A 13,236-nucleotide genomic window follows, 5' to 3' on the forward strand; every position below is an offset into this window, starting at 1 on the left:
CGAGAAGAGCAAGGATAAGCCCGAGAGGCGCCGCCGGTATTGCGCGCGACCGAGAAATGGCCTCCTATCGTGACATCGGGAGAACCAAATGTTTTCAGTTCCAGCTTTTCACGAATCGCCCTCCGGCGCCCGCCTCGCCTATCACCACCAGCCTTCCGCGATGAAAGCACGCGGTATCGTGCTGATCTGCCATGGTCTGGCCGAGCATTCGCGGCGCTATGAAGCCTTCTCCACCGCTTTGTCTGAGAGGGGCTACCACGTCTATGCCCATGACCATCGCGGCCATGGCGAAACGACGGCACCGGACGCGGCACTCGGCTCGTTCGCCAGAAAGGGCGGCACCAGCAAGGTCATCGCCGATGTCATGGCCATGCGGGAATTGGCGGTGCAGAGCCATCCCGGCCTCCCCGTGATCCTGTTTGGTCATTCCATGGGCGGCTTGATTGCGCTGAATGTCGCGACGGAGCATCCGCAGGCGTTCCACGCGCTGTCGATCTGGAATTCCAACTTCAATCCCGGCCTCGCGGGTCGTTTCGCCCAGGGCGTGCTGTCCCTCGAGCAGATGCTGAAAGGCTCGGACGTCCCCTCGATGATCCTGCCGAAGGCGACCTTTGCCGTCTGGGGGCGCGCCATCAAGGGACATCGGACCGCCTTCGACTGGCTCTCCCATGACGCCGGGCAAGTCGACGCCTATATCGCCGATCCGCTCTGCGGCTTCGATGCGAGCGTCTCGATGTGGCGTGACATCTTCCGGCTGACTTTTGCGGGCGCAGACCCCGAACGGCTGGCGCGCCTGACGCAGCGGCTCCCGGTCTACCTTGTCGGCGGCGCGGAAGATCCGGCGACCAACAACGGCCGGGAAATCCGCTGGCTCGGGCAGCGCATGCTCGACATCGGCATGACCGATGTCGAAACAACCGTCTATGAAGGGATGCGACACGAGACGTTGAACGAGGTCGGCCGGGAAAAGGCCATCACCGACTTCCTGACCTGGCTCGACAATCTCGGCCCCTGACGCCGGCGAGTTCTTGCCGAAACGGAATGATGCCATGAGAGAATATCAGGTGCGGAGGGCATTATTGGCCGCTATAGCTCGGCAGACAGCAGTTCTTGTCATGGCAGGCGGTCTCATCTCGTAAGATTGCCGGCCCGACGACGCCGCACAGGATCGCGTTATGACGCCCAAGCCTTCAGCCCCTGCCCCGCTCGCCGGCATCCGTGTGATCGAACTTGCCCGCGTGCTGGCAGGCCCCTGGGCAGGCCAGATGCTCGCCGATCTCGGCGCCGACGTGATTAAAGTCGAAAACCCCGAAGGCGGCGATGATACCCGCGCCTGGGGACCGCCCTTCGTCGAGGGCGCCGATGGCGAAAACCTCTCGGCCGCCTATTACCACTCCACCAACCGCAACAAGCGCTCGATCGCGGTCGATCTGAAGACGCCGGAAGGCCAGGAGACGGTCCGCCGCCTGTGCGCCTCGGCCGATGTGGTCATCGAGAACTTCAAGCGCGGCGGCCTCGAGAAATACGGTCTCGACTATGAGAGCCTGAAGGCCATCAACCCGAAACTCGTCTACTGCTCGATAACAGGCTTCGGCCAGAACGGGCCCTATGCCGATTTCGCCGGCTACGACTACATCGTCCAGGGCATGTCCGGCTTCATGTCGATCACGGGCGAGAAGGACGGCGAGCCGATGAAGGCGGGTGTCGCCATCGCCGATATCTTCACCGGCATCTATGCCGTCACCGCCATCCAGGCCGCCCTGATCCACGTGATGAAAACCGGCCAGGGCCAGTTCGTCGACATGGCCCTGCTCGACGTCATGTCGGCGGTGCTCGCCAACCAGAACATGAACTACCTGATCTCCGGCAAACCACCGACCCGGCTTGGCAATGCTCATCCGAACATCAGCCCCTATGAAGTGGTCCCGACAGCAGACGGCCACCTGATCCTTGCGGTCGGCAATGACGGCCAGTTCAAGCGGCTCTGCATGATCCTCGGCATCCCCTCGGTCGCTGAGGACGAACGCTTCGCCACCAACAAGGCCCGCGTCGCCAACAAGGTCGAGGTTCGTGCCATTGTCACCGCTGAAACCGTGAAGTGGTCGAAGCGCGACCTGCTCTCCGCCTGCGAGGCCAATGCCGTACCGGCCGGGCCGATCAACTCGATCGAGGAAATGTTCGCCGACCCGCAGGTCCAGGCGCGCGGGTTGAAGATCGAGCTGACCGACGACCAGGGCACTGTGATCCCCTCCGTGCGCACGCCGATCGTGCTCTCCGAGACACCCCTGCGCTACGAGCGCCCAAGCCCGCGCATCGGCGAGCATGGCAATGAGATTCTGGCCGAACTGGCCGAGCTGGAAAGGAAGACGCAATGAAGAGAACCGGCGGTGAACTGATCGTCGAGGCGCTGAAGGCCAACGGCGTCGAGCGCGTGTCCTGCGTCCCCGGCGAAAGCTATCTGGCCGTGCTCGACGCGCTGAAGGACAGCGGCATCGAGACGCTGGTGTGCCGCCAGGAAGGTGGCGCTGCGATGATGGCCGATGCCTGGGGTCGCCTCACCGGCAAGCCCGGCATCTGCATGGTCACCCGTGGTCCAGGCGCCACGAACGCGTCCGCTGGCTTGCATGTCGCCAAACAGGATTCGATCCCGATGATCCTGTTCATCGGCCAGATCGGCCGTGACATGAAGGAGCGCGAAGCCTTCCAGGAGGTCGAATACCGCCGCGCCTTCACCGAATTTGCCAAATGGGTCGGTGAGATCGACGACGCCCGCCGTATCCCGGAATTCGTCACCCGCGCCTTTGCGGTTGCCACCTCAGGCCGCCCCGGCCCGGTCGTGCTGACGCTGCCGGAAGACATGCTGCTCGATGAGGTCGAAGCACCGGAAGCGAGGCCCTACACCGCGGTAGAAGCCCATCCAGGCCCAAGTCAGATCGCAGCCCTCGGCGAACTGCTGAAGACGGCGAAGCGCCCGATGATCGTTCTCGGCGGCACCCGCTGGAGCGAAACGTCCGTCGCCGGCATCCGGGCCTTCGCCAAAAAATTCAAGCTGCCGGTCGGCTGCTCCTTCCGCCGCCAGATGCTGTTTGATCACCTGCATCCGTCTTACGCTGGTGATGTCGGCATCGGCATCAATCCGGCGCTGGCGAAGGAAGTGAAGGAAACCGATCTCCTGATCCTGCTTGGCGGCCGCTTCTCCGAAATGCCGTCGTCCTCCTACACCCTGATGGACATCCCCTACCCGGCGCAGAAGCTCGTGCACATCCATCCAGACCCGTCCGAACTCGGCCGCGTCTACCGCGCCGATCTCGCCATCTGCGCAGCACCTGAGGAATTCGTCGCAGCGCTCGCATCGCTCGACGCACCCGCCACGCCCGCATGGGCCGGGCGCACAGAAGCCATGCACGCCGCCTATCTCGCCTGGTCGACGCCGCCGAAGGCCGGCCCCGGAGCCGTGCAGATGGGGCCGATCATGGAATGGATCGAGGCAAACACGCCGAAGGACGCGATCTTTACCAACGGCGCCGGCAATTATGCCACCTGGCTGCATCGCTTCCACCGCTTCCAGGCCTTCAACACCCAGGCCGCCCCGACCTCCGGCTCCATGGGCTATGGCCTGCCGGCAGCCGTCGCTGCCAAGCAGCTGTTCCCTGAGCGTGAAGTCATCTGCTTTGCTGGTGACGGCTGCTTCATGATGCATGGCCAGGAATTCGCGACCGCCATCCGCTACAACCTGCCGATCATCACGCTCGTCATCAACAACGGTATGTATGGCACGATCCGCATGCATCAGGAGCGTGAATATCCGGGCCGTGTCAGCGCCACCGATCTGACCAACCCCGATTTCGCAGCGCTCGCCAAGGCCTATGGCGGCCACGGCGAAACCGTCGAAAAGACCGAAGACTTCGCCCCCGCCTTCCTGCGTGCCCGCGCATCTGGCAAGCCCGCGATCATCGAGATCAAGCTCGATCCGGAGGCGATCACGCCGACACGGACCCTGAGCCAGATCAGGGACAAGAGCTGACGCGGACCGGCGGTTCCGTCATGGACGACGGAACCGCCACGCGTGGCCAAGTCCTGCGGCGGCATGGCAACTAATTCAAGACGAAATGCGCAGTGAGGAATGTCGATCTTTGTGATCGTCATCTTCCGGCTTGCGATGGCTCTCGCCGCCACCTACATTTTCGGCCTCACACCGGGAGAAGCCTAAATCCTGCACCATGACGATACGGCTTGGTCCATGCGGCAAGGAGAATGTATCAACATGGTCACCACGATCGAAACTCCGCGTCTTAACCTCCGACCCTGGCGCGAAGACGACATCGAGCAGATTGTGCTCGGCCTGAACGATCTCCAGCTCGCGAAATGGCTGGCTTTCGTTCCGCATCCCTATTCGACGTCGGATGCCGAAAATTGGGTCAGGCGATGCCAGGCAATCGCAAGCACAGGCGACCGACCAACCGCATACGAATTCGCTATCGAACTCAAAGCCGAGCGGAAAGTCATCGGTGGCGTCAGTCTCAACAAGATCGACTGGAGTGCGGGGACTGGCGGCGGAGGCATCTGGATCGCCACCCCCTCTCAGGGTCTGGGCTATGGACGCGAAGCCTTTGACGCCAAGATCCGCTTCGCTTTTCGCGACCTTGGTCTGACGAAGCTGATCAATGGCTACTTCGACGGCAACGAAAACTCCTGGGCGATGCAGCGCAAACTGGGATATCGCCGGGTCACCGAGGCTCCGAGCCGCTGCATGGCTGACGGTCGGCAGACGATCGAACATGTCACAATGTTGCTGCGCAGTGACTGGCAAGATCGCGAGGACCAGACTTCCGACCGGGTACGATCGGAAGCATGACCGAACGTGGCCCCAAGCGACCTGCCAATAAAAAAGCCGGCAATGGAAACTGCCGGCTTTTCCATGTTGGTCAAGACGGCGCTTAGATGGCGGCCGTGACGATGAACTCGACCTTGTAGTCCGGCGTCGCGAGCGGCGCGCCGCTCGTGGCGCGAGCCGGCGGGTTTGCCGGGTCGATCCAGGCTTCCCAGACGGCGTTCATTTCAGCAAAGGTCGACATGTCGGAGAGGTAGATGATCGTCTGCAGGATCTTCGACTTGTCCGAACCGGCAGCGGCCAGCAGACGGTCGACTTCGGCGAGCGCCGACTTCGACTGCTCGGTCACGGTCGAGCCTTCGCCGACCTGGCCGGCCAGGTAAACGGTATTGCCGTGAACGACGGCGCCGCTCATGCGCTTGCCGGGCTCGATACGCTTGATGCTCATGGGAAAACTCCTGCTTGAGGCTTGGGTAAAACACGCAGAAGCCGGACGCGAAGGCCCGGCCAGCGATGGTGACGAAATGGGATCAGCCGCGCTGGCGAAGCGCGTGCTCGTAGGTGGCAGTCGAGCGTGCGCCCGAGCGGCAATAGCCGAGCATGGGGCGCTCGAACTCTTCCAGCGCATCCACCATGTCTGCGACGGCATCCGGTGTGACACCCATCGGGCCAACCGGAACATGCTTGATCTTGAGGCCCAGTTCTTCGGCGCGTTTGGCGATGACGGCAAAATCGGGCTGGCCGAAGTCTTCGCCATCGGGGCGGTGGCAGACGATCGACTTGAAGCCGAGCGCCTTGATCTCGTCGAGCTCCTCGACCGTGATCTGGCCGCTGACCGAATATTCCTCGTTGATCTGCCGGATGTTCATCAGGGCACCTCGTCAATTTCCTGGGGCCAAACATCTACGACGGGCATCCCTGAGCGTCAATCGCAAGCAACCTGCCCTTGCCCGCTTAGACAAAGGAAAACGCCAGCCCGTAGTCGCGGCTTTCGCCCGGCTTCAGGATATTGAACTCGCCCGCGGCCTCGAGCTCGGCACGGCCGACCCAGCGATGGGAGACGGGTTCGATGCCCAGCACATGCGCCGGCGCCTTCTGGTTTCGCCAGATCTGCAGATGCGGCAGCGTATCGGTGCGGAAACGCACCTTGAGCCGCTTGTTTCCGATGGCAGCGATCGGGCCGAGACGAAGCTCCGCCCAGCCACCATGCCCCGCGGGCACGCAGAAGATGCCGCCGTCGCCCTCGCCGAAGGACCAGGGAAAGCCGCCCCCTTCGAGCATCGCGCCTTCCAGCCGGGTCGCCCCGTCGAAGTGCTTTGCACCGAGGTTCATGTGGTACATCAGGAATGTCGGGAAGGCGGTGTCGCCGACATTGACGACCGTATCGGCGAGCTGCACCTCGCCGCTTTCGCCCTTCAGGCGCCACTGTCGCTGAAGACGGGCATGGCCGCCGGCGGCAGGCGTCACGTCGACGGTGCCCCGCGCCACCAGATCCTCGCCCTCCGCAGTCACCTCGAGCGAATGCGCCGGATTGGCGGAGAAGGACCCATGCAGCGGATAGTCAAGCTCGGTGCCGGGGATCGGCTCGCGATGACGGATGTGGTCGGGCCCGCAGGTGAACAGGAACCCTTCCAGCGAATGATCGATGCGCGGATCCCCGTCATCGGGAATGGCCCTTCCCGGCGCCAGGTCGACCCCATCCACGATACAGGAGCCGATGTCGAACACCGACCCTTCATCGAGGGCGAGCCGCGGTCCCTTGGGACCGGAAAACATGATCATGCGAGAGGTTCCTCGGTCTGCCGCTGCGGCGCTCTGAGGTGACCGGTGGATACGAGATCCTCCAGCCCGACGAGTCCGCTGTCGAGCGAGGAGAGATAGGCGATATTCACATTGCGCTCAAGCCACCGCTGGAAGGCGGCCGCTTCGCTCGCGAGCCGCTCGAACCGGTCTCTGCCCTTGCTGGTCAGCGACAGAAGCTCGAAGCGCCGATCGCTGCGGTCACGCTTGCGCAGCAGATAGCCCTTGTCTTCGAGAACCTTCACGGCTCGGCTGATTTTGGTCTTGGTCAGGCCTGCATAGCCGGAGATCGCTTTGGCCGTGGTTGGCGAGCGCTCGCCCAGCGACCAGAGCACCTGCCATTCGGACCACGACAACTCGTCATCTGGCCCGCAGAAATGAGTGAAGCCGTTATCGACGATCTCCGCGACCCGGATCAGTCGGAAGGGTAAAAAGGCTTCCAATCTCAGTTGATCCTGCATTCTCCCCCCTTAATGCCGAACTATAAAGCGATAATTCAAAACGCGTTGGCCCGGCTGCCCCCACAGCAAGTTAACCCTATATTCACTATGAATTCACCTTTTCCACATTAGTGTCAAATTTCACGCGTTTGTCGCCTGCTTAGACGAGGAAACCGAATCGTGTTCGACATCAGGAATTCAGGCTTGATATTGGCAGCTCTGGCTGCCGGATCCCTAGCATTGGCAGGCGCAGCCTCCGCGCAGTCGGTCTATGACGATCGCAACGCACATACCCTCCTGATCTCGCCTGAAGGCGATATCCTCGATTACGTGCCTGAGGTCGGCGAAGTCGTGATCAGCCGCGACCGGATGGGCCGCACGATCCTGATCGACCGCATGGGCAATCTCGTTGCCACGGAAATCCCGGCCGAAAGCTATTATCCGCCGCGCGATCGCGGTCGAAACGGTGGCCTGCCCGGCGTTTACGATCCCTATCAGCGTCAGGACCCCTATCAGCAGCGCGGCTGGGATGATGACGTGACGACCGCGTCGATCCCCGACGCCCTGCCCGGCGATCAGGCACCGCTCGATGAGATGCCGCAGGACATGCCCTATGGCGGCCCCGACCTGCCTCTGCCGGCCGACAACGCGCCGGCTCGAACCGTCACGCCCGAAATCCCGGTCAAGAGCGACCTCTCCCGCCTCGAGATCACCGCGCTTCAGGTCTTCCTCGACCGCGAAGGCATTTCGCCCGGCGTCATCGACGGCAAGATGGGCCAGAACGTCAACAAGGCGATCCTCGCCTGGGAGCAGATGACGGGCGAAACCCTCGACCCGAACAATGCCGAGGACATTCTTGAGCGTCTGCGCCTGTCCGGCGGTCTCGCGATCAAGAACTACACGATCACCGCCGGCGATGCGGCCGGCCCCTTCGTCGCCTCGATCCCCGACGACTACGCCCACAAGGCGCAATTGCCGGCGCTCTCCTATACGTCGACCGTCGAAATGCTCGCCGAGCGATTCCACATGGACGAGGGCTATCTGCGCGAACTGAACCCGGGTGTCGACTTCTCGATCCCGGGGACGACGATCAAGGTCGTCGAGCCGGGCCCTGTGAAGAAGGGGAATGTCGCGCGGATCGTCGCCAACAAGGGGCTGAAGCAGGTCTTTGCCTATGGCGAGGACGGCAGCCTGATTGCCGCCTATCCCGCCAGCATCGGCTCGGCCGATACGCCTTCCCCGTCCGGCACGGTGACGATCGAGCGTATCGCGCTCGATCCCGGCTACACCTACAATCCGAAGGTCAACTTCCAGCAGGGCAACAACACCAAGGTCCTGCAGATCCCGCCCGGCCCGAATGGCCCTGTCGGCACGGTCTGGCTCGCATTGTCGAAACCCACCTATGGCATTCACGGTACGCCCGAGCCTTCCAAGATCGGCCGCACCCAGAGCCACGGCTGTATCCGCCTGACCAACTGGGACGCGACCGAGCTCGCCAAGATGGTCAAGGCCGGCGTGACGGTGGAATTTGTCGAGTAACGGCGACGGCTCTGGGTACATCGGAAGCATCTGGTCGGAGTTCCGAGAGATCGGAAGATCACTGCCGCCTGTGGTCTTTCTCCATGGAAGCAATCACGATGAGCACAGTCTGACTGACTTTGCAGCCCAGGTGGCCCATGGTCATCCCCAGTACTTTCCACGGGGCAGCGAGGCATGGGGAACAGCGTTCACCTTCTTCCGGCGCCACGCCGACCGGTCCATCGACGTGGCAAACCTTGGCCATCGAGCGGACGAACTGGCCGTTATGCTAGATGCCATTCGTGAGAGGCATGGTCGACCTGCTTTGCTGATGGGGTTCTCGAGCGGAGCGATCATGGCAACGGCCCTAATGGCAACGCACCGAGAGCTCGTGGACGGCGGAGTACTGCTACGCCCCCAAAGCCCCTTCGGCGAGCGAGGATCGCCGGAGTTGCAAGGCATGCAGGTGCTTATGATATCTGGAAAAGATGATCGAAGACGGACCCGCTGCGATGCTGAGCTCCTGCACAATCAACTGGTAGCATCGGGAGCGGCGGTGACATGGCACGATTCGCCATGCGGGCATGATTTCGACCCGCTAGGACACGACATAGAATTAACCCGCGCCTGGATGGCCAAGCGCGGGTCACAAAACTGATTGATTGCGAGCGTCAGGCCGCCGAGCGTACCAGCCGGAAGAGGCGACGTGGCTCACTGGACCGGATGACCTTGACCGGCAGCAGGCGCATCACTTCAGAGGCAAATGCCTTGGCGTTGTCCTGAGCCTTGTCGAGATTGCTGATCTTCGCTGCATCCATCGAATACAGCGTGCCACCACAGTCGAAGATCTCGCGGAAAGCGCTGCGCTCTGCGATCGGCGTGTTGATGACATTGACGCCGCGCGCCGACAGAAGACCCTTGATGGTCAACAGAGCGCGCGTTGTCACCATTGAGGTGACGCGGGTGAGGACCACAGAATGCGGAATGACCAGGTTGCCGGCATCTTCCATCAGCTTGATCAGATCGAGGATCTGGGCACCGCCCTTGGCATCCATGGCGCAACCTTGGACCGGGATCATCACGTGATCCGAAAGGCCGATTGCCGTGGTGACCATGGCGTCACGGGCGCCAGCGAGATCCATGATGATGTAATCGTTTGTGCGCGAGAGCTCGCGGATATGTCCCTGGACGGAGGCAACGGTCACTTCCGAGATGACTTCGATGTTGCGCTGCGGACCGGAGATCTCGTGCCACTGGGTGATCCAGCGCTGCGGATCGGCATCAAGGATGGCGACGCGATATCCCTGGTGCGCCAGTTCGGTGGCGAGAAGAAGGGCTGCGGTGGTCTTGCCGGCACCGCCCTTGGCATTGGCAAAAGAAATGACTGGCATGCTTGATCCTTGGGAGGTCTGGTCCGAGCGGCTCATCGCTCTTGGGCAACCCGCGTCATCGGCGCCCCATGCCTGCATTTTGCGCAAACATGGTTAACAAAGTGGAAACGCACCCCTGCCACCCCTCCCCCATAATGGGGAGAAGCAGCGGAAAAACCTAGCATATTCGAAGATATGAATGGGCCGAACTGCTCGTCAACTGCGCAGCGGCGTGCAACTGCCGACATGCTGAGGACCGACTCGGCCAGCCTTGAGATCAGAGAGCAGCGGCAAGGAAGGATCCGGTCCGCCGAGACTCGCCTCGAATGTCGCGCGGTCGACCTTCACCATGCGTCCGCTGCCGAGAATGCTCACCAGCGTCTTCTTGTCGACCACGGCAAGGCTCACTTTGGACTTGCAGAACTGCTTGCCATCCTTGCCCGTCAGCACCCAGCCTAAGGCGCCGGACTTTCCCTGGCTCATTTTTCCGACCGTGTAGCCCTTCTTGAGGAGCCCCTGAAAGCTTTCGGCAGAGGCAGGCGAGGCATGAAGAAGCAAAGCAGTCCCCAAGATGCAAAGGGCGCGAGCGATTACATAGGAACGAGACATCAAATGCACCTCTCCGGAATGAAATATGAAACCGGATTTTGGGACAAAGATTTGAGGGCCCCGACCGGTAGTGGCGGGGGCCCTCGACTCGTCAAAACAGACGATCAGAAGCAGTCGGCGAACAGCTGCTTGGTGTTTTCAAGCGTCATCTTCACCGGATTGCCGCCCGCACTCGGATCTTCAATTGCCATGGCCGAGAGCTCGTCGATCCGGTCATTGGCAATGCCCATCGCCGTCAGGTTGGCCGGCACGTTGAGCTCGGCGCGCAGCGCCAGCACATAGTCGTAGAAGCCGTCGAAGCCGCCGGCGATGCCGAGATAGGCCGCCGCACGCTCGATGCGATCCTCAATCACATGACGGTTGAACTTTAGGACCGGCGGCATCACGACAGCGTTCGTCATGCCGTGATGCGTGTTGTAGACCGCACCGATCGGATGCGACAGCGCATGGATTGCGCCGAGCCCCTTCTGGAAGGCGACGGCGCCCATGGCGGCAGCCGACATCATGTTGGTGCGAGCCTCGATATCCGTGCCGTCCTTGTAGGCGCGCGGCAGGAATTCCTTGACCAGCCGCATGCCTTCGAGCGCGATACCCTGGCTCATCGGATGGTAGAAGGGCGAGGAATAGGCTTCCAGGCAATGCGCAAACGCGTCCATGCCCGTGCCCGCCGTGATCATCTTCGGCATGCCGACGGTCAGTTCCGGATCGCAGATGACGACGCCCGGCAGGAACTTCGGGTGGAAGATGATCTTCTTCACATGGGTTTCGGAATTGGTGATGACAGATGCACGGCCGACTTCCGAGCCGGTGCCCGCCGTGGTCGGCACGGCGACGATCGGCGCGATGGCGTCGGAATTGGCGCGGGTCCACCAGTCACCGATATCTTCGAAATCCCAGACGGGGCGGGTCTGGCCGGCCATGAAGGCAACGCACTTGCCGAGATCGAGGCCAGAGCCGCCGCCGAAGGCGACGACGCCGTCATGGCCGCCGTCCTTGTAGGCCTTGATGCCGGCTTCCAGGTTCTTCTCGTTCGGGTTCGGGTCCACATCGGCGAAGAGCGCACGACCGAGACCCGCCACTTCCAGCACGTCGAGCGCCGTCTGCGTGATCGCCATCGGGGCCAGACCCCGGTCGGTGATCAACAGCGGCTTCTTCATGCCGAGCGACTTGCAGGCGTCCGCCAGTTCCTTGATGCGGCCGCGTCCCATCTTGATGGCAGTAGGATAGCTCCAGTTGGCGACGATGTTCATTTCGTGACTTTCTTCAGGTGATAGGATTTCGGACGGGTAAGGTTCTGGAAGCCGAGAACGGAGAGCGAGCCGCCCTTTCCGGTTTCCTTGACACCGGTCCAGCAAAGCGCCGGGTCTAGATAGTCGGCGCGGTTCATGAACACGGTACCGGTCTCGATCTCGCGGCCGATGCGCGCAGCACGCTCAGAATCCTGCGTCCAGAGCGAGGCGGTCAGACCATAGGGGCTGTCATTCATCAGCTCGAGCGCCTCTTCATCGCTCTTCACCTTCATGATACCGACGGCGGGGCCGAAGGTCTCGTCCTTCATGAAGGCCATGGAATGGTCCACGTTCACCAGGATCTGCGGCATGATATAGGCGCCGCCGTCATCGGCGGGGAAGAGCTTCGGGTCGACAAGTGCCTTGGCACCCTTCGACACGGCATCGGCGATCTGCTCGCGCACGACCTTGGCGAAACGCTTGTTGGCCATCGGCCCGAGCGTCGTTTCCGGATCGAGCGGGTTGCCGAGCTTGTAGTTCGACACCCAGGCGACCGACTTCTCGACAAAGGCGTCGTAGAGGCTCTCATGCACATAGACACGCTCGATGCCGCAGCAGCACTGGCCGGAATTGTAAGTCGCGCCATCCATCAGCGTATCGACGGCAGCGTCGAGGTCTGCGTCTTCCATGACGTAACCAGGGTCCTTGCCGCCGAGCTCGAGGCCAAGACCCGCGAAGGTGCCGGCAGCGGCCCGCTCGATCGAACGCCCGCCTTCGACCGAACCGGTGAAGTTGATGAAGTTGAAATTGCCGGCCGCAATCAGCGCAGAGGTCGTCTGGTGATCGAGGAAGAGATTGATGAAGACATCGTCAGGCACGCCCGCCTCGACGAAAGCGCGCACCATACGCTCGCCGACGAGAAGCGTCTGGGTCGCATGCTTGATGACGACGGTGTTGCCTGCCATCAGCGCCGGCGCGATCGTATTGATCGCCGTCATGTAGGGGTAGTTCCACGGCGCGATGACGAAGACGACGCCATGCGGCTCGCGCTCGATCCGACGCTCGAATTTGTCGCTGGCTTCGACGACGAGAGGCGCCAGCGAGTCGGCGGCGATCGCTGCGACATAGTTGGAGCGCTCGTTGAAGCCCTTGTACTCGCCGCCGTAGCGCACAGGCCGGCCCATCATGTGGGCAAGTTCCGGCACCACCTCGTCCGACATCTCGTTGAGCCGGGCAACGCCCTTCAGCACCAGCTGAACGCGATCTTCCAGAGGCCGGCGCGCCCAGGCCTTCTGCGCCTTGCGCGCACGGGCCACGGCTTCAGTCGCCGCTTCCAGCGACATGGCCGGACGTTCCGCGTAAACCGATCCATCGATCGGCGAAATGCATTGGATCATGGTCATGATCGTCTTCCTGTTGTTCTAGAACGAGATGACAGC

13 protein-coding genes are annotated in these 13,236 nt (G+C 62.1%); 5 read left to right on the plus strand and 8 right to left on the minus strand.

Going from position 1 to position 13,236, the window contains the following annotated elements; translation table 11 throughout:
* Positions 1-88 precede the first annotated feature (88 nt).
* From M1E12_RS10180 to M1E12_RS10195, 4 genes are all read left to right on the plus strand, one after another.
* A complete protein-coding gene (locus M1E12_RS10180) occupies positions 89-1,015 on the plus strand; it encodes a lysophospholipase (protein WP_479564613.1) in 927 nt (308 codons plus the stop codon).
* A gap of 160 nt (positions 1,016-1,175) precedes the next feature.
* Entirely contained in the window at positions 1,176-2,375 is a 1,200-nt protein-coding gene (caiB, locus tag M1E12_RS10185; protein WP_479564614.1) for a succinate--glutarate CoA-transferase, read from the plus strand.
* Positions 2,372-4,024, plus strand: coding sequence for a thiamine pyrophosphate-binding protein (locus M1E12_RS10190; protein ID WP_479564615.1), 1,653 nt, complete (start codon positions 2,372-2,374; stop codon positions 4,022-4,024). The genes caiB and M1E12_RS10190 overlap by 4 nt, the downstream gene beginning before the upstream one ends.
* A gap of 240 nt (positions 4,025-4,264) precedes the next feature.
* Positions 4,265-4,855, plus strand: a complete 591-nt coding sequence (locus M1E12_RS10195) for a GNAT family N-acetyltransferase (protein ID WP_479564616.1) — start codon at positions 4,265-4,267, stop codon at positions 4,853-4,855.
* An 82-nt stretch (positions 4,856-4,937) separates the two neighbouring features.
* Here the strand turns inward: M1E12_RS10195 and M1E12_RS10200 are convergent, their stop codons facing one another.
* The 4 genes from M1E12_RS10200 to M1E12_RS10215 form a co-directional block, all read right to left on the minus strand.
* Positions 4,938-5,279, minus strand: coding sequence for a RidA family protein (locus M1E12_RS10200; protein WP_136542815.1), 342 nt, complete (start codon positions 5,277-5,279; stop codon positions 4,938-4,940).
* Positions 5,280-5,361: 82 nt separating this feature from the next.
* Positions 5,362-5,700 (minus strand): protein tyrosine phosphatase family protein, encoded by a 339-nt coding sequence (locus M1E12_RS10205; protein WP_136542816.1) that lies wholly within the window; start codon positions 5,698-5,700, stop codon positions 5,362-5,364.
* An 85-nt stretch (positions 5,701-5,785) separates the two neighbouring features.
* Entirely contained in the window at positions 5,786-6,613 is an 828-nt protein-coding gene (locus M1E12_RS10210; RefSeq protein WP_479564617.1) for a DUF4432 family protein, read from the minus strand.
* Positions 6,610-7,092, minus strand: coding sequence for a MarR family winged helix-turn-helix transcriptional regulator (locus M1E12_RS10215; RefSeq protein WP_246035134.1), 483 nt, complete (start codon positions 7,090-7,092; stop codon positions 6,610-6,612). The genes M1E12_RS10210 and M1E12_RS10215 overlap by 4 nt, the downstream gene beginning before the upstream one ends.
* Positions 7,093-7,251: 159 nt before the next feature.
* Here M1E12_RS10215 and M1E12_RS10220 point away from each other — a divergent pair, with 159 nt between their 5' ends.
* Positions 7,252-8,610 (plus strand): L,D-transpeptidase, encoded by a 1,359-nt coding sequence (locus tag M1E12_RS10220; protein WP_479564618.1) that lies wholly within the window; start codon positions 7,252-7,254, stop codon positions 8,608-8,610.
* A gap of 650 nt (positions 8,611-9,260) precedes the next feature.
* Here M1E12_RS10220 and M1E12_RS10225 read toward each other — a convergent pair.
* From M1E12_RS10225 to M1E12_RS10240, 4 genes are all read right to left on the minus strand, one after another.
* Entirely contained in the window at positions 9,261-9,980 is a 720-nt protein-coding gene (locus M1E12_RS10225) for an AAA family ATPase (RefSeq protein ID WP_479564619.1), read from the minus strand.
* A 195-nt stretch (positions 9,981-10,175) separates the two neighbouring features.
* Entirely contained in the window at positions 10,176-10,442 is a 267-nt protein-coding gene (locus M1E12_RS10230) for a hypothetical protein (RefSeq protein ID WP_479564620.1), read from the minus strand.
* A gap of 230 nt (positions 10,443-10,672) precedes the next feature.
* Entirely contained in the window at positions 10,673-11,818 is a 1,146-nt protein-coding gene (locus M1E12_RS10235; RefSeq protein ID WP_479564621.1) for an iron-containing alcohol dehydrogenase, read from the minus strand.
* On the minus strand, positions 11,815-13,200 hold the full coding sequence (locus M1E12_RS10240; RefSeq protein ID WP_479564622.1) for an aldehyde dehydrogenase family protein: 1,386 nt from the start codon (positions 13,198-13,200) through the stop codon (positions 11,815-11,817). The genes M1E12_RS10235 and M1E12_RS10240 overlap by 4 nt, the downstream gene beginning before the upstream one ends.
* Positions 13,201-13,236 lie beyond the last annotated feature (36 nt).

It is taken from the genome of Rhizobium sp. K33 (assembly GCF_056501445.1).